The following is a 17,858-nucleotide window of genomic DNA, read 5'->3' as shown; positions in this document are numbered from 1 at the left end:
TATGACGGCAATGATATGACATTGATGAATATCAATTCTAAATCTGAGGGTGCTGTAAATAGCGAAAAGGGTGAATAAGACCGGGAATTGTTGATTAAATCATCAACATAGAAGATCAGACTGACTGAGATAGCAGTGACTCTGTAGTGAGACAAATGATGTTAATAAAGCACGCGACTTAACTTGAATTATTACATCTTTTATTATTTCAGTTTTGAGTAAAACTAAAAACTATTTTTAGCCTCACTCAAAATGGGCATCATTTCTTATAACAGATCACAACTTATCTAAAATTACTCATAATAATCTGATTGAGCATGGTGAATTTTAAAAAACCATATACGATAAATCCTATCGAAAAGTGGACTTCTGATATTTTCAATCACCGGTGTGGAGAGAGTTTAAAGATGAGTGTTTATCTTATTAATGGTCAATATGTATTCAATGAAGGAACCAAAGAACTCAAGACTCTAAATAACGGTATGAATATTAAACTGACAACAATGAGATCCCGCTGCCTAAGCTTTATCATTGAACATGCTAAAGATGAAGTTATCGAGAAATCGGCGATATCCTATGCGTTATGGGGAGCGAGAAGTACTTTTACCAGCGATGCCAGTTTGACCCAAACGCTGTATTTAATTCGTCGTGATCTTAAAACCTTAGGATTGGATGAATTGTTTATCACCGTGCCTAAATCTGGAATTCGGGTAAATACGTCGGTAAGCATTGATGTTATTCAGGAAAAGATCCCCAAACGCAAATTATCTTATAAACCACTGTTATTAAGCCTGATCGCTTCCCTGCTTTTAATTGGCGTGGGTGCATATCTGGCTCTGACAATCTGACACTACCGAGGGCCTGACCATGTCGACTAATCCCGTGATAGAGGCAGTACTGGAAAACGAAGGTGCTTATGTCAATCACCCCGACGACCCGGGCGGTGCTACCCATTGGGGGATCACTGAAAAAACGGCGAGGGAGAATGGCTATAGCGGAGATATGAAAGATTTTACCCGCGATCAGGCTTACGCCATACTTGAGAAAAATTACTGGTATCAGCCAGGATTTGACAAAGTCAATGCACTCTCTCCGGCACTGGCACTTGAGCTATGTGATACAGGAACCAATATGGGACCGTCCGTTGGAATTAAGTGGTTACAGCGCTGGCTCAATGCCTACAATCAACAAGCTCGCTATTATCCTGACATTAGCGTAGACGGGAAAATAGGACCACTCACCCTCGATGCGTTATCTGCTTTTCTCAAAGTACGCGGCCAGGAAGGTGATGCCGTGCTTGTCACCTCACTCAATTGCAGTCAGGGACAACGCTATCTGGATTTAGCAGAGAATAAAGCCAGTAATGAATCTTTTATCTATGGCTGGATGAAAGGCCGGGTTCGTCTGAGCAACACATAAACATAAGTATTCCTTATATTAATAATCGCAGTCACAGACTTTCACTTGTGATGTAAAAAGGGTTTCACCTGCTAATTAATTATTCAACACAGTTATCAAATTAAAGCAATGCCATGATATTTTGAGATTTTTTTACTTTATTTATAGCGTCACAATGTGAATGATGCTGGCTCCCTGTCTGTGTTATGAGAAAAGTAATGAATTACGAAAAGATAAATGAATTTGATTATAATCTGATCAAGATAATGAATGAAGTGATTGTTTCCGGTAGCCTTTCCCGCGCTGCCGATAAACTGGAACTTTCGGTCTCTGCGGTGAGCCTCTCGATTAATAAGCTGCAACGCTACATAGGCGTTGAACTTTTTATCCGTACGGCTCAGGGGATGAAACCCACACAAACCGCGCTGGATATTCATGAATCTTTTTCACATGCCATGTGCATTATTGATGATGTGGTGCACAAGGCCAAAAATCACGAAAAAACAGTGTCCTCTGTCAGAGTCATGTGTTCCGATTTGATCGAAAGTTTTTATTTTCAACGTCTGCATCAACAAGATGATTTACAGGAAACTCTGTTCGCTTTCACCAATGCAACCCTCTTTAACCATGATGAATGCGTGAGAAACCTTTTGCAGTCTGGCAATAATATTGTTCTGAGTAATTTCCCGTTGCATCACAGCAGTATTACTTCCGTCGAAATTGACTCCGTCGATGATTTCGTGGTGGTGTGCAGCGACACCAGCTTACTGGCTTCACAAAAAAACTTTACACTTTCACATTATTATACGTTACCTCATGCTGTCTATTGCCACAGTGAAAGTCAGGCAAAGAAACTGATTTCAGTCAGTAACCAGCATGTACAAAATAATAAAAACAATATGAGAAAAGTGGTTTATAACTCGTCCTCACTCAATGGCATCATTGCCGCTATTGAACGCAGTGATATGATCGCCATATTCCCCACCAAAGTCGCAGAATATTTTATTGATAAACGTCACAGCAAATTAGTTATCTTCCCCTTACCTGATGACATTCATCATGAAACATTAAAAACATACGCAAACTTTGTCACACGCACCACCAAAATTCGCGGCGTTAATCATATTATATCTTCACTCAAGGCCGTAGAAACCTGTCAATAAAAATGAGTTATTTAATTAACCACACAGCCAGCATCACACAGAGTTTATGATGAAATATGTTGTTATTTTAATCGTTATATAATCAAGTCAGCACTACTCTTTATATGTCAGTTTCCGACTGGCATATAATTAATCCACGCTGAAGATCCGTATTTCTGTTTTTAATGCAACGTATTAAGGGTATTAACTATGCACAGATTAAAGCCCCAGCTCTGCCTCAATCTCATTACCCTGTCTTGCCTTCTGGCAGGTTCATCAATTGCTATTGCGGACGATACTGCCGCCACCTCTGAACCCTATGTCATAAAAGAAAGTGATCTGGTCAAAAAAGAAGCCTCACTGACGCAAAATCCGCTGATGCAGGAAGTGAAGGCGTCCATCCGCACGCTCGATAACGACTCCGTTGAAAAAATTGCGCCGGGACGCGCAGCTAACCCCGATAACGTGAAACGGGTTGAAAAAATCCTCAGCAAAGATCAATGGGAATATATCTTCCCGCTGCGCGCGCCGGAATACAGCTACGAAAACTTCCTCAAGGCGATAGGCAAATTCCCGGCAGTGTGCGGCACTTACACCGACGGCCGTGATTCCGACGCCATTTGCCGCAAAGGGCTGGCGACCATGTTTGCGCACTTCGCGCAGGAAACCGGCGGGCATGAAAGCTGGCGTCCTGAGGCCGAATGGCGACAGGGGCTGGTATGGCTGCGGGAAATGGGCTGGGTTGAAGGCCAGAAAGGTGGCTATAACGGCGAATGTAATCCGGATGTCTGGCAGGGTCAGACATGGCCTTGCGGCAAAGATGCGCAAGGTGATTTTGTCAGCTACTTTGGCCGTGGCGCGAAGCAACTTTCCTATAACTATAATTATGGCCCGTTCTCGGATGCGATGTTTGGCACCGTCAGAACCCTGCTCGATAAACCGGAGCTGGTGGCGGACACCTGGCTAAACCTCGCCAGCGCCGTGTTCTTCTTCGTTACCCCGCAGGCACCTAAGCCAAGCATGTTGCACGTCATCGACGGAACCTGGGTACCGAACGACCACGATAAAGCCAACGGCCTGGTGCCGGGCTTCGGCGTCACCATTCAGATCATCAACGGCGGTGTGGAATGCGGCGGCCCGACTGAAATTGCTCAGGGCGAAAACCGTATCTCCTACTACAAAAGTGAAGCTGATTACCTGAAGGTGCCGATCGCCGCCGATGAAGTGCTGGGCTGTAAGAACATGAAACAGTTCGACGAAGGCGGTTCCGGTGCTCTGCCGCAGTACTGGGAACAGGACTGGGGATGGGACCCGACCACGCCGACAGGCTCAACGTATTCCTGTCAGTTAGTCGGTTACCAGACGCCGTTCTCCGCGTTCAAAGAGGGCGACTACCAGCGCTGCGTGCAGCATTTCTTCAACGTGACGATTGTCGATGACTCCGGTAAAGCAGAGCCGGTTACACCAGTGCCGGATCCGACACCGACACCGGATCCAACCCCGACGGACACCAACGTGGCACCCGTTGCGGTACTGACCGGTCCAATTGGTGATGTGGAAAGTCAGGCAAACGTAACCCTTAATGCCTCGGCATCAAGCGATGCCAACGGTGACAAACTTTCGTTCACCTGGCTCTTGCCCAACGGCACCACGCTTGAGGGCACCGACCGCGACAGTATCAGTTTTGTTGCCCCAACTGTGACGGTGAAAAAACAGTACACCTTCAACCTGACGGTCTCTGACGGCAAGAAAAGTAACGTGGCTGCTTATACGTTGACGGTAACGCCGCAGATTCAGCCGTTGCCGGATAGCGGAACGGGAACAAGTTGTGCAAATAACTGGGACGCAGAGAAAATCTATTACGGTGGTGAAAGCGTTGTGTGGAAAGGCAAGGAGTATCTGGCTAACTATTGGACACAAAACAATGAGCCCGGTAACCCGGAGTTCACTGGTGAGTGGTCGCAATGGAAGGAAATAAAAGCCTGTAAGTAGTCTTTGTTATTACGGTCACTCCTGACCGGGGAAAATCAAATGGGCGATCGGTGATCGCCCATTTTTTCGTGATTCAGCTTGCCGCCAGCATCGGTTCCAGCACCGGTATCGTTTGTTCGTGAACCAATCCCAGCAGAATTTTCTTCACCGCCGTCGCCTCCTGTGACAGCGCCAGCGTTTCAGAAACACATAAAGACAACGGCACCTGAATGGCAGGGCTGCTGATGCAGGACATCCAGGCTTTCGCCGGGCCGGTCATCGCCCGCGCGGCAGATTCCGGCAAAATCGTCGCCCCCAGACCGCTGGCGACGGCCGCGGTCAGCGTCGCCGAGGATTCGATTTCACCAATCACGTTGGCGCTCAGACGACGTATCGCCATCGCATCGTCCACCAGACGACGCATCACATTATAAGAACGCGGCATGAACAGATTCAGTTTTGCCACATCGCTCAAATCAACGTATTTTCCCGGATTCGGTACGGCATGCGTGCCGACCAGATACAGATCTTCTTTCATCAGCGGCTGGCTGCACAGCCCGATTTCAGGGCGTGCGCCGTAAAGCACCGCCATGTCCATGCGGCCATCGAGCACCATTTCGCCGAGCGCCGTGCCGAAATTTTCATTGAGATACAACAAAATGCCCGGATGCTGCTCGCGGACGGCCTGCAACAGCGGCAACGCCAGCTGCGAGGCCGCCGTTCCCGGCGCCAGCCCGACCGACACCTGCCCGCTCAGCGACTGCCCTGCGCAGCTCACCGCGCAATGTGCCTGCTCGCACTGGCGTAATATCGCCTGCGCATGAGAATAAAGAATATTACCGGCCTCGGTAGGCGTCACGCCGCGCTTGGTGCGAATCAGCAATTGTTGCTGCAATTCACCTTCCAGCGTCGCCAGTTGCTGGCTCAGCGCCGGTTGGGCGATATGCAGAACCTCAGCGGCCTGCGTCAGGCTGCCGATATCGACGATTTTCACGAAGTACTTTAAACGTCTGAGATTCATCTCTGCCTCCATCTTGCGCGGTAAGGGGTGCCCTGAACTATAAAAAGTCGAACGGTGTATTTATTAGCAGGTCTGATAAAAGCAAGATTTGCGCCAATCTCGGGTTTGGATGAGAAAAACCCTACCTGACCGTGACAACGCCGCAGAACATAAGAGAAAACTATCGCAGGACGTTCGCAGAAAAGCCTGGCACAGAGAAAAAGAAAGGTAAAAGCAGGGGGATTTTCGCGTGTGCTGCACCAACATAATGCATTCTTATGGGTCAGCCTTATCAATTAGCAGGGTTAATAACCACCGGTGAAATGTAGCCTTCTGCCCCTGTGCAACGCTAAAAAATGGCCTTTTTGACTCTATTCTCAACAACTTGAGCAAAGTATCAGCAAACGCACACATTTATGCAGTTTCCCCTTTGACATGCACAGGGGCAGTCGTTATTATTCGCCCTGTTCCAACGATTCCTCTGTAGTTCAGTCGGTAGAACGGCGGACTGTTAATCCGTATGTCACTGGTTCGAGTCCAGTCAGAGGAGCCAATTTCCTGCTTTCATGCATCCTTGCGAATCATTATATGATGTTGGTTCAACAGGTTAGCGTGAAAACTCTTCCCGATGCATTTTGATTTTATCCTCCGCATCGGGAGAATTTGGTGGTCAGATTTGGGGTCAGTTTGGTTCGATTATGGAGTGACCCCCATATGTCTCTCAACGACACGAAAATCCGCAGTCTCAAGCCTTCTGAAAAATCCTTCAAAGTCTCCGATTCACACGGTCTATACCTCTTGGTCAATCCAGGCGGCTCACGTCTCTGGTATCTTAAGTATCGAATTAACGGTAAAGAATCCCGCCTTGGCTTAGGCGCTTATCCCGATGTATCCCTTTCCGACGCCCGGCAACAACGAGACGGTATCCGCAAGTTGCTGGCGCAGAACATTAACCCCGCTCAGCAACGTATAGCCGAAAGAGCCGCCCGCTCACCGGAAAAGGTCTTTAAGACAGTGGCGCTGGCGTGGCATAAAAGCAATAAAAAATGGTCGCAGAATACCGCTGACCGTCTGCTTGCCAGCATGCACAATCATATTTTTCCGGTTATCGGACATCTGTCCGTCACGGAACTTAAACCCCGTCATTTCATTGACCTGCTGAAAAGCATTGAGAAAAAAGGTCTGCTGGAAGTCGCGTCCCGCACGCGGCAGCACCTCTGTAACATCATGCGTCATGCGGTTCATCAGGGATTCATTGACAGCAACCCGGCGGCAAACCTTGACGGCGTGACAGCGCCCCCCGTTAAGCGCCACTACCCCGCCCTGCCGCTGGAACGCCTGCCGGAATTGCTGGGGCGCATTGATGGTTATCAGCAGGGACGAGGGTTAACCCGTCAAGCGGTCCTTCTGACCCTTCACCTGTTTATCCGTTCCAGTGAACTGCGTTTCGCCCGATGGAGCGAGTTTGATTTCAGGAACTGTATCTGGACCATCCCCGCTACCCGCGAAGCTCTTCCCGGTGTTCGTTATTCCGGACGCGGAGCCAAAATGCGCACGCCCCACATTGTTCCATTATCCCGGCAAGCCATCGTTATCCTGAAACAAGTAGAGGAAATCTCAGGTCATCTGGAACTAGTGTTCCCCGGTGACCATAACCCTTACAGGCCAATGTGTGAAAATACAGTCAACAAGGCACTGCGACTGATGGGCTATGACACAAAAATGGACATTTGCGGCCATGGCTTTCGGGCAATGGCATGCAGCGCCTTAATGGAATCCGGACTCTGGTCGAAGGATGCTGTTGAACGCCAAATGAGTCATCAGGAACGCAACAGCGTGCGGATAGCTTATATCCACAAAGCTGAACATCTGGAAGCCCGTAAAGCGATGATGCAGTGGTGGTCTGATTATCTTTATACGTGCCGGGAAAACTATGTTCCCCCATATATATATAGTAAAAATATCAGTCATGAAGCTACCTGAGTCAGCAAAAAACTAATCAGGATTACGATAACAACAGCATCTGACAACGCAGATGCTGTTGTTATTTTTCTGTATCTTCTTCATGGTATTTCCCCTTCCATTTATCCTTGTCAGTTGGTATTAAAATCCGCCCTGTAATTTTAGAACAAAACAATGAGGGGTATGATATTCACAGAGGGTTATAACTCATCACGCTTTATACCAGAACTCTTTTTCAGAACAGGTTTATTCCTTCTGACAGCCCCTGGTGTATGATGCATTTCATTTCTCATCGCTCGGGTAAATACCTGCTGACTGGTAAACCCGAGCATAAAGCACACCTCTATGACGGGTATATCCGTATTCTCCAGTAAAAAATAAGCACGTCTTAGTTTTTCAAGCTTTATATATTTCCCTAGACTTATTCCTGCCACCTCCTTGAACATCCGTTGAAAATGCCATTTTGAATAACCAGCTTTTGCAGAAACATCCTCAACCTTCAGCGGCTCCTCCAGATGCTCATCAATCCATTGCATAATTTCATACACCACAAGTCGGTTTATCTTTTCCTTCCGTATTTTTTTTATGTCCATATATAGCCCCCCACAATGAGGCAGACAGGAATAACAGAAAGGCCAAAGCCCTGTTCACATCATCTGATGATTGAGATTCCACATGATCCACAACGACCCGGTAATAATGATAAAGATAATGGCAGCGGAAAAGACAATGGTTACGAGGTTCCAGCGCATTTCAGAAGAAGCATTCAGGTGAAGAAAATACACCAGATGTACCAGCACCTGAACAACGGCACACGTCATGACCCCGCCTGCGATGATCCCTGCGGAAACACCACTGTCCATAACCAGCCAGAACGGGATCACCGTCAGAATGACCGACAGGAGAAAGCCGGTTATATAAGACATCGTATTGCCGTAAGCTACGCCCTGTGCGTCTGCAGAATGTCTCATGGCATTGCTCCCATCAGGTAAACAATACTGAACACGCAAATCCAGATGACATCGAGGAAATGCCAGAACAGACTCAGGCATATCAGACGGGGGCGACTGAATCCTGACAGACCTCGTCGGGCAACCTGATACATCAGGATCAGCATCCAGATCAGTCCACATGTCACATGCAGACCATGGGTGCCCACCAGAGTAAACAGCGCTGACAGGAAGCCACTGCGCTGTGGGCCGAAACCCTCAGCAGTCAGGTGACTGAACTCCCAGACTTCCATTCCGATAAAACCCAGACCACACAGAAATGTCAGGGTCAGCCATCCAAGTACACCGCCCTCGCGGTCTTTATCCATGCTGATAACAGCAAAACCATAGGTAATCGAGCTAAACAGAAGCAGCACAGTTTCCGCCAGTACAAACGGAGGTTCGAAAATATCCTTACCCGCCGGACCACCTGCAATGTTATGAACCATGACGCCGTAAGTCGCGAACTGGGTGGCGAAGATAATGCAGTCGCTCATCAGGTAGATCCAGAAGCCGAAGACCTTACTGGTACCTGTACCCTGATGCCCGTGCTCAGCACGGGTGCGGAAGGATGAATCCAGGGCTTCACTTACCATATGTCACACCGGCTTTGTTTATTTCTGCAAAGTGCTGATCCTCGATTTTTTTTATCTCGGCGACGGGTACGTAATAATCCACATCTTCATCGAAGCTTTTAATAACCCAGGTCAGGATAATCCCGAGGAATGACAATCCCGCCAGCCACCAGATATGCCAGATAGCCCCGAAGCCAAACCCGATGCAGAGCAGACCAATAATCAGCCCCGCCCCGCTGTTTTTCGGCATATGGATTTCGGCATAGTTAGCAGGTTGCTTGTATGCCTCCCCTCTTTCCTTCATTTCCCAGAACGCATCACGTTCGTGGACAAAAGGCACTTCAGCAAAGTTATAGAATGGCGGCGGGGAAGAGGTGGACCACTCCAGTGTCCGTCCGCCCCACGGGTCGCCGGTCATATCCCGGTTTTCGTGGCGGTCGCGCACCGACACCCAGAACATAATGACCTGGCACAGTATCCCGCAGGCTATCAGCGCAGCACCGCTGGCTGCCACGACCAGCAGGGGATGGAACTGGGGGTCAATATTCTGACTCAAGCGGCGGGTCATCCCCATGAACCCCAGCACATAGAGCGGCATAAACGCCACATAAAATCCGATGATCCAGAACCAGAACGCCCTCTTGTTCCATTTTTCATTCAGGGTGAACCCCGTCGCTTTCGGGAACCAGTAGGACACACCAGCCATACTGCCGAACACCACTCCGCCGATAATGACATTATGGAAGTGGGCAATCAGGAACAGGCTGTTGTGCAGGACAAAGTCAGCTCCCGGCACGGCCAGCAGGACGCCGGTCATACCCCCTATAGAAAAGGTGACAATAAAACCTACCGTCCATAACATAGCGGAGTGCATCTGAATGCGCCCCTGATACATGGTGAACAACCAGTTGAAGATTTTCACACCAGTCGGGATAGCGATAATCATCGTCATGATCCCGAAGAAGGCGTTAACGTTCGCACCGGCTCCCATGGTGAAGAAGTGATGCAGCCATACCAGGAAGGAAAGCAAAGTGATGGCGACAGTTGCCCACACCAGCGAGGTATAACCGAACAGACGTTTCCTGGAAAAGGTTGCCACCACTTCCGAGTAGACCCCGAAGACCGGCAACACCAGGATATACACTTCCGGATGGCCCCACGCCCAAATCAGGTTGACGTACATCATCATGTTGCCGCCCATATCATTGGTGAAGAAATGGAAGCCCAGATAGCGGTCAAGGGTCAGCAATGTCAGCGTGACGGTCAGCACAGGGAAAGAAGCGATAATCAGCACGTTGGTACACAACGACGCCCAGGTGAACACCGGCATCTTAAACATCGTCATACCCGGTGCACGCATTTTCAGTATGGTGACGAAGAAGTTAATCCCGGTCAGTGTGGTCCCGATCCCCGACAGCTGGAGTGTCCATATCCAGTAATCCACCCCGACACCGGGACTGTACGCTAACTCCGAAAGCGGCGGATATGCCAGCCAGCCGGTGGTCGCAAACTCCCCCACTCCCAGGCAGAGATTAACCAGCACCACGCCTACCACCGTTAACCAGAAACTCAGGTTGTTCAGGAAAGGAAAAGCCACATCACGCGCGCCAATCTGCAGGGGCACCACAATATTCATCAGGCCGATAACGAAAGGCATCGCCACGAAAAAAATCATGATTACACCGTGACCCGTAAAAATTTGATCGTAGTGCCAGGGCGGCAGATACCCCGCCCCTTCCACTCCGGATGAGGCCAGTACCTGCTGGCTGCGCATCATGATTGCATCGGAAAAGCCGCGCAGTAACATCACGAACGCGACGATGATGTACATGATCCCGAGCTTTTTATGGTCAACGGAGGTCAGCCATTCGGACCATAAATATTTCCACTTACCGTAATATGTGATGGCGGCAACAATTGCCACACCAAGTATCAGAATAGCAACGATCGTTACCCTGACAATCGGGTCCTCAGGTATGGCATCCAGCGTCAGTTTTCCTGTGAGCATAATTAATTTCCCCGCGCTCTGTGTGAGAGGTGTTGTTCCGGCTCTGACCCAGTCATTCCCGTCTCCTTATCGTGATCGTGTGCTTTAAATTTTTCAGTCACGTATCTGAACAACGTCGGATCGATGACAGAGAAGAATTCAACCGGGTGGTTTTCGTCAGGCTCAGCCAGTTTTTCAAAATCAGCCGGACCGAGCAGCATATCCGGTGATTTCTTCACATCAGCGATCCACTGTTCAAACGCGGTATTATCCGGTACGGCAGTCGCTTTAAATTTCATGCCGGAAAAGCCCCTGCCGCTGTAACTGGACGAGATTCCGTTGAAGGTTCCCGTTTCACCGGCGATCAGATGCAGCCGGGTCTGCATGCCCGGCATCGCATAAATCTGGCTGCCGAGTGCCGGAATAAAAAAGCCATTCATCACGGAATTGGATGTAATACGCAAATTCAAGGGGGTATTTACCGGGAATACAATCTGATTGACGGTGGCAATGCCCTGTTGGGGATAAATAAACAACCATTTCCAGTCCAGGGAGATGACTTCGATATCGATGGGTTTCACCGCAGAGGTCAGTGGCCTGGATGGGTCAAGCGCATGGGTGGACTTCCATGTCAGCACGGCCAGAAACAGAATAATCAGGACGGGCACCGTCCAGACCACCGCCTCCACTTTATTGGAGTGGGACCAGTCAGGCGTATATTTCGCCGTGGTATTCGTGGTCCGGTATTTCCAGGTAAACACAACTGCCATCAGAACCACGGGAATAACGACCACTAACATCAGACAAAAAGCCGTAATGATTAGCGCCCGTTGTTCAATAGCGATTTGCCCTTTGGGATCAAGTAAAACAGCATGACATCCGCTTAGTAATAACGTCCCTGTTATTACCGGCAGGCACTTCACAATGGTCTTATATTTATGATATCGCATGGGACAACCTCATTTCACGGACTTGCAGACCGGCAATAAATAATGAAACCTTTTCACGGGGAGATACTCTGCCCTTCTCATTCCCGCTACCGCCATTCCTGTTATTTAATGGCCCGACATCTTCTGAAGCGGTCCTTTCGGTTTTTTGATTAGCCAGATAATGCCTATGGACCCCAGCATCAGAACGGTGGCCGACTGATAGAAATCGTTCGTTGCCAGCATGATGGCCTGACTGTCGATCATTCTCGAAAACAGAGCCGCTGACGTGTCTGTCGGAATACCGGCCGCGCCCAGCGTGTTGCTGACAATCCCTGGCACGTCAGGATTGATTGCCGTCACCAGCTCCGCTCGGTTAAATTTTGTCATATGTTCCCAGTAGGTCTGGGTCAGGGAAGAGCCTACCGCCATGCACATGACACGCAGGAAGTTCTGCAGCCCGGAACCGGCTGCCACTTTCTCCGGCGGCAGTTCGGACACGCCCAGCGAGGTGAGCGTGATAAGGCAGGCGGGAACTCCGGCCCCCAGAACGAACATGGGAACGGCAACTGACATAAAGTCAGCCTGCGACGTCAGCAGGGCACGCATCACAAAGGAGACCGCCAGTACCCCCATGCCATAGCTCACCAGCAGACGGGGATCGACCTTCGGCAGCAGACGACCAATTATGGGCGAGCTCAGGACGGCCAGGATCCCCATGGGGCCCGTCGCATACCCGGCCCAGGTTGCCGTGTATCCCATCCATTGCTGTAACCAGAGGGGGGTCAGCACGATATTCCCGAAGAAAATACCGAACATCAGACAGAGCGTGACGGTAGATACCACCCAGTTACGTGACTTAAATACGCTCAGATCCAGCACCGGTTGCTCAGCGGTGAGCTCCCAGATAATCAGCGAGATCAGGGCAATAGCGGCCACAATGGCGCAGACAATGATAATATCCGAGGAAAACCAGTCCAGTTCACGTCCTTTATCCAGCATGATCTGAAAGGCTGCCACAAAGATGACGAGCAGACCCAGCCCCACGCTGTCCAGCCGGGAACGGCTGATATGTGTTTCTTTCCCCTTCAGCACCCACCAGGTCCCAAACCCCACAATCAGACCAAAGCCGATATTGATGTAAAATACCCACTGCCAGCTCCAGTTATCCGAGATAAGCCCACCCAGTATCGGACCGAATATAGGCGCTACTACCGTCATCATTCCCCAGAGCGCCACGGCAATGTTGGCCTGTTTCTTCGGGAAGGCTGCAAGCAGCAACGTGGAAGAAAGCGGGATCAGCGGGCCACCGGCAAGCCCCTGCAGCACACGGAAAATGGCCAGGCTCGGTAGTGACCAGGAAAGACCGCAGCAGACAGAAAAAATCACAAATGCAACAACAGAAAAAAGGAATACGCGCACCTGACCGAACTGCATCGCCAGCCAGCCGGTCAGCGGCACCGTGATGGCTTCAGCCACCGCATAGGCGGTGATGATCCAGATTCCTTCTGTTGTCGACACGCCCAGGTAACCGGATATTGTGGGCATCGCGACGTTAGTAATGGTGGTATCGAGTACCACCATAAAATTCCCGAGCGAGAGCACGATTGCCGCAACAACCAGTTTGAATCCGGACAGAGGTGGAAATGCTGAACCAGACATACCTTATTTCTCCGTGTGGTCATCTCTGGCATTCGATGTCAGGTCCACCGTCACTTCCATGGACAGCCCGATGCGCAGAGGATTTTTACGCAGTTCTTCCCGCTCCAGACGAACACGCACCGGCAGTCGCTGCACGACCTTAATCCAGTTACCCGTGGCATTCTGCGCCGGTATCAGTGAAAGCGCGGAACCGGAGCCTCCGTCAAATCCCTGAACCACGCCGTGATAAACAACACCGCTGCCGTACAGGTCTGAAGTCAGCTCTACCTTCTGGCCCGGTCTGACGTCGCTGAGCTGACCTTCCTTGAAATTCGCATCAACATAAATATCCTCGATGGGCACAACCCGCATCAGCCGGTTTCCAGCCTGAACATGCTGCCCGATATCCACTGAGCGCTGTGTTACCACTCCATCCACCGGGGCCCGGATAACCATACGCGCCAGGTTTATACGGGCCTGATCGAGACGGGTTCTGGCCGCCACCACAATGGGGTTAGTTTCAACGGTACTGTTCAGAAACAGGGCCTCGTTCGCCTGCCGGGATCCTTTTGCTTCGACACTGCCAGCGCGAGCAGCTTTCAGACTGGCTTCCGCTTCTCCCAGCGCGGCCGTTGCCTCCCGTAATTCTGTCTGCGCATCCGTAAAATCCTGCTCAGATACGGCCCCGGCTTTCACCAGATTCCGGCGACGTCGCTCATCAAGGGTGGCCTTATCAAACCGGGCTCGTGCCCTCGCCACATCATGTTCGGCGCTCTGAATACCTGCTTCACGCGAATCAAGCTGTCCGCCCAGAGCGGTGTCATTGGCCATAATCTGCATCACCTTCCGCCGGGCGCTGCCAAGCTCAGCTTCAGCCTGTGACACCGCAATTCTGGCGTCCGTCTCATCAAGCACGACCAGTACATCACCGGCATGCACAAGCTGCGTGTTGACCACATTTACTTTCTTCACCGGTCCGCCGACAAGCGGCGTGACGTCTGCGACTTCGGCAGCGGTATAGGCGTTATCCGTTGAGACGGATTTACCGGCAAAGAAAATCAGCCAGATGGCATAACCGATGGCGATAAGAATCAGGACGCCACCAAACAAAGCGAATAATTTACGGCGATGCTTTTTTTTATCACCGCTATCCGGTTTTGCATTCGTGTTATCCGGAGCCCTGTCCATATCCTGTGGGCCGTTTTTATCTTTATCTTCAGTCATTACGGTTTCACCTGCGCATCAAATGTTGAACTGGATTCAAATCCGCCCCCAAGGGCCTTGACGAGTGACACATCCAAGACATAACCCCGGGAATGCATGGCTGTATTCGCCAGCTCAGCCTGGAGTAACGCATCTTCAGAAATGAGAACTTCCTGATAATCGGCCAGCCCCCCCTGATACCGGGCTTTTGCCAGATGATAAGCTTCCTCGCTGTGGGACAAAGCAGATGCGGTTGCTTCTGACCTGCCCACCAGAGCAGCAAGGCTCCGTGTAACATCAGCAGTTTCACGTAATGCCTGTGTCAGCGCCTCGTTATACGACGCCACCGCATATTCATATTCCGCTCTCGCACCTTTATAGTTGGCGCGTAAACGCCCGCCTTCAAAAAGGGGTAAGCTGATGGCAGGTCCGACGCTCCCGATATCAGAGCCCGAGCTGAACAGGTTATTCAGCCCCAGTGACTGGTATCCGACGAAGGCCATCAGGTTCACGTTCGGGTAAAACTGCGCTCTGGCAACACCGATATTGCTGGCGGCGGCTTCAACCCGCCACCGTGCGGCCACCACTTCCGGATTGCGTCCGAGCAGGTTTGCGTTCAGCGCATCAGGTAACCCGACAGGGCGGCGCATCTGCAACCGGGGTCTGAGGATATCCAGCCCTCTGTCCGGCCCCCGGCCCAGTAAAGCCGCGATGCCGTTTTGGGTTAATTTGATTTGCTCATCGGCTTCAGCCAGCGCCGCTCTGGCGACATCCAGCCGGGCACCGCTTTCTTCCACGGAGACTCTGGAATCAAGTCCCTGAGCATGGCGTAACTGCACCAGCCTGACGGTATCCGTCCGGTTACGCAGTTGTCGGGCCGCAATGTCACGACTGTCATACTGGTACTGCAGACGGATATAAGCGTCCGCGAGCATCGTCGTCAGCATCAGTTTCGCGGCGGCGGCATCTGCCTCAGCAGCGCTGGCTTCGGATGTCGCGGCACGCAGCGCATCCCGGTTTTTACCCCAGAAATCCAGTTCCCAGCTAAAGTTGAGGCTGGCCTGCCCCATATCATTCCATCCGTGCGGCACGGCTGTTTTAGGGTAGATGTAGTTGTAGCTGAGCTTCTCTTTATCAATGGACGCGCTGGCGTCCATTGACGGGTATAACCGGGAACGGGCGACACCGGTTCTGGCCGTGGCTTCACGCACCCGGGCTTCTGCCTGTGCCAGAGAAGGTGAATGCGCGGTGGCTTCACTCATCAGCTGGTTAAGCTGCGTATCGCCGAAGGCCATCCACCATTTTTCCTGCGGCCAGTCAGCATGCGGAGCGGAAAAACTGCGTTGTGAAATCAGCGCCGCAGCCTGCTCCGGCTGAGGAGCAGTTCCCAGATCGGGGATCGCAGCACATGACCCCAAAGCAAGACTGAGCACGGAGATAACACATCCTTTCAGATAATGCGGACGGTACCTTACTGACTTCGTCCCATGTGCAAATCTGTAACCTGACACACACCTCATTCTTGATCGCCCTGTTTATTCTAGTTTACGGCGAACAAAGTAAACCGATCGGTTCGGTACAGTCAAGACCAAATTTCACTCAACTACGTCGCAAAAATACGTGAGTAGCACTCAGGCCTGAACGATATGATTTCGAGTTTCATCTTATGGTAAGATCAAGCTTTATTCCGGATAAGGAAGTGCAGATGTCGGTATCAACAAAGACCTCAATTGACACTAGAAGAAAAAATAAAATACTTTCTAATGATATAGTTAGTAACTTACCTGAAAAAGCACAACGCGTGCTTGAAGGAGCAAAAGCTATTTTTCTGGAAAGAGGCTATGCAGCAGCATCAACAGATATGATCCAACAGGCTGCCGGAGTCTCAAAATCAACCGTATATGCATATTATCCAAATAAAGAAGCATTATTTACAGCAGTGATTGAAATAGAATGTGAGCGTTTTCTTCAAAAAGTACATAAAATTAAAATTTCGGGAAAAGATATTTATGATAAATTATTTAAAATAGCCCGAACGTATCTGGATATTGTGCTTTCGGAAAATGGCCTCGCTCTCTACCGTGTTGTAGCTTCTGAAGCACCGCGTTTTCCTGAATTAGGTAGACGTTTCTATTTAGCAGGTCCAGAAAAGATAAATAACATTGTTGAAGAAATACTACAACAAGCTGAATCTAAAGGAGAAATCTCGTTAGGTGGTATTGGGCGAAATGCAGTTGCTTCCTTATTCGTGAATATGGTACGCGGTGAGCCTCAAATACAGTGCTTAATGCATCCAAAATCTTCCACTTCTGCTGCACAGCGTGATCAATGGGCAAAGGATGCGGTCAATGCCTTTTTATTAGCCTTTCGTAAAGGATAATTATAATCTCCAGTTTTAAAGAAATTAGAAGATGCTCAGGAGTTTATAATATTATCAATTTGTTCCATATTATTATATGGAACACTACCATCAAGTGGATTACATTTTCCGAATCGTTCTTCTCTATAACTCCAGGCGACTAAATTTAGTTAGCGCCCTAACTTGCCTCTTGACAGAAATTTTGTCTATCCTGATCAAATCGAACCGTACCGTTCGTTTTAGTCAGGAGACGTTAGCATGATCGGAGTAGTAAGGTTTTCAGAACTAATGGAGCACTGGGAGGCAATTTCTCTACCAGCACCAGGAAGCATCTATGAGCCAAAGCAGCGCTCAAGCAACTGCCTCAAACATAACCCTTGCAACATAAAAGATTGGATTACTATTGAATTCTCTCAACAGGGATCCTACAAACGAAAATATGAAAATTTTCGCCATAAAGATCTTGTACTACTACTCTTTATTATTTCGGCTCGATATTTTATTCATAGAGTTTTATCTTCGTTAGTCTTAATATTATTCAGTTCATCCTTCATTATGCTCTCAGGAAATTGTCTCCTCATCCATAGTTACGAGAGAAAATTTCATAGCGAACTAAAAACTAGTTTAACAATTTTATTTTTAAACTCTTTACTTTATAAAATAGGGTTCATTTGTACATTATCGATAATATTCATGAATAATGAA

15 protein-coding genes and 1 tRNA gene are annotated in these 17,858 nt (G+C 49.5%); 7 read left to right on the top strand and 9 right to left on the bottom strand.

Annotated elements, in window-relative coordinates; translation table 11 throughout:
- Nucleotides 1-407: 407 nt before the first annotated feature.
- From ACMHLI_RS05175 to ACMHLI_RS05160, 4 genes are all read left to right on the top strand, one after another.
- Nucleotides 408-848: a winged helix-turn-helix domain-containing protein gene (locus ACMHLI_RS05175; protein ID WP_413528515.1), complete on the top strand. Its 441-nt coding sequence runs from the start codon at nt 408-410 to the stop codon at nt 846-848.
- Between the two features lie 19 nt (nt 849-867).
- Nucleotides 868-1,419: a glycoside hydrolase family 108 protein gene (locus tag ACMHLI_RS05170; protein ID WP_413528514.1), complete on the top strand. Its 552-nt coding sequence runs from the start codon at nt 868-870 to the stop codon at nt 1,417-1,419.
- A 197-nt stretch (nt 1,420-1,616) separates the two neighbouring features.
- Nucleotides 1,617-2,561, top strand: a complete 945-nt coding sequence (locus ACMHLI_RS05165) for a LysR family transcriptional regulator (protein ID WP_413528513.1) — start codon at nt 1,617-1,619, stop codon at nt 2,559-2,561.
- A gap of 189 nt (nt 2,562-2,750) precedes the next feature.
- On the top strand, nt 2,751-4,532 hold the full coding sequence (locus ACMHLI_RS05160; protein WP_413528512.1) for a glycoside hydrolase family 19 protein: 1,782 nt from the start codon (nt 2,751-2,753) through the stop codon (nt 4,530-4,532).
- A gap of 73 nt (nt 4,533-4,605) precedes the next feature.
- On the opposite strand, the gene nac is transcribed toward ACMHLI_RS05160, so the two are convergent.
- Nucleotides 4,606-5,532, bottom strand: a complete 927-nt coding sequence (gene nac, locus ACMHLI_RS05155; RefSeq protein WP_413528511.1) for a nitrogen assimilation transcriptional regulator NAC — start codon at nt 5,530-5,532, stop codon at nt 4,606-4,608.
- 456 nt (nt 5,533-5,988) lie between these two features.
- Between nac and ACMHLI_RS05150 the strand changes: the two genes are divergently transcribed.
- Together ACMHLI_RS05150 and ACMHLI_RS05145 are read left to right on the top strand one after the other, a co-directional pair.
- Nucleotides 5,989-6,064 (top strand) — tRNA-Asn (locus ACMHLI_RS05150).
- Nucleotides 6,065-6,225: 161 nt separating this feature from the next.
- On the top strand, nt 6,226-7,494 hold the full coding sequence (locus tag ACMHLI_RS05145) for a tyrosine-type recombinase/integrase (protein WP_003030858.1): 1,269 nt from the start codon (nt 6,226-6,228) through the stop codon (nt 7,492-7,494).
- A 179-nt stretch (nt 7,495-7,673) separates the two neighbouring features.
- Here ACMHLI_RS05145 and ACMHLI_RS05140 read toward each other — a convergent pair whose 3' ends face one another.
- The 8 genes from ACMHLI_RS05140 to ACMHLI_RS05105 all read right to left on the bottom strand — a co-directional run bounded on the left by ACMHLI_RS05140 (nt 7,674) and on the right by ACMHLI_RS05105 (nt 16,227).
- Nucleotides 7,674-8,066 carry a helix-turn-helix domain-containing protein gene (locus ACMHLI_RS05140; protein ID WP_003030860.1) on the bottom strand — a complete coding sequence of 131 codons (393 nt, stop codon included), beginning with the start codon at nt 8,064-8,066 and terminating at the stop codon, nt 7,674-7,676.
- A 54-nt stretch (nt 8,067-8,120) separates the two neighbouring features.
- On the bottom strand, nt 8,121-8,444 hold the full coding sequence (gene cyoD, locus ACMHLI_RS05135; protein ID WP_050310712.1) for a cytochrome o ubiquinol oxidase subunit IV: 324 nt from the start codon (nt 8,442-8,444) through the stop codon (nt 8,121-8,123).
- The gene (gene cyoC / locus ACMHLI_RS05130; RefSeq protein WP_023137325.1) at nt 8,441-9,058 is read right to left on the bottom strand and encodes a cytochrome o ubiquinol oxidase subunit III; all 618 of its coding nucleotides are present in this window, start codon (nt 9,056-9,058) and stop codon (nt 8,441-8,443) included. The genes cyoD and cyoC overlap by 4 nt, the downstream gene beginning before the upstream one ends.
- Entirely contained in the window at nt 9,048-11,045 is a 1,998-nt protein-coding gene (gene cyoB, locus ACMHLI_RS05125; protein ID WP_050310710.1) for a cytochrome o ubiquinol oxidase subunit I, read from the bottom strand. The genes cyoC and cyoB overlap by 11 nt, the downstream gene beginning before the upstream one ends.
- Nucleotides 11,046-11,047: 2 nt before the next feature.
- Complete coding sequence (cyoA, locus tag ACMHLI_RS05120) at nt 11,048-11,974, bottom strand: ubiquinol oxidase subunit II (RefSeq protein WP_023137327.1); 927 nt, start codon at nt 11,972-11,974, stop codon at nt 11,048-11,050.
- A 105-nt stretch (nt 11,975-12,079) separates the two neighbouring features.
- Nucleotides 12,080-13,612 carry a DHA2 family efflux MFS transporter permease subunit gene (locus ACMHLI_RS05115; RefSeq protein WP_023137328.1) on the bottom strand — a complete coding sequence of 511 codons (1,533 nt, stop codon included), beginning with the start codon at nt 13,610-13,612 and terminating at the stop codon, nt 12,080-12,082.
- A 3-nt stretch (nt 13,613-13,615) separates the two neighbouring features.
- Nucleotides 13,616-14,815, bottom strand: coding sequence for an HlyD family efflux transporter periplasmic adaptor subunit (locus tag ACMHLI_RS05110; RefSeq protein ID WP_050310708.1), 1,200 nt, complete (start codon nt 14,813-14,815; stop codon nt 13,616-13,618).
- A complete protein-coding gene (locus ACMHLI_RS05105) occupies nt 14,815-16,227 on the bottom strand; it encodes an efflux transporter outer membrane subunit (protein ID WP_003036410.1) in 1,413 nt (470 codons plus the stop codon). Before ACMHLI_RS05105 ends, ACMHLI_RS05110 begins: the two co-directional genes overlap by 1 nt.
- 272 nt (nt 16,228-16,499) lie before the next feature.
- On the opposite strand from ACMHLI_RS05105, the gene ACMHLI_RS05100 reads away from it, so the two are divergent.
- Nucleotides 16,500-17,174, top strand: a complete 675-nt coding sequence (locus ACMHLI_RS05100; protein WP_077266344.1) for a TetR/AcrR family transcriptional regulator — start codon at nt 16,500-16,502, stop codon at nt 17,172-17,174.
- Nucleotides 17,175-17,858 lie beyond the last annotated feature (684 nt).

Origin of the sequence: Rahnella inusitata (genome assembly GCF_965118895.1) — a bacterium.
GTDB classification, from domain to species: Bacteria; Pseudomonadota; Gammaproteobacteria; order Enterobacterales; family Enterobacteriaceae; genus Rahnella; species Rahnella inusitata_A.
This window is presented reverse-complemented; position numbering and strand designations above follow the sequence as displayed.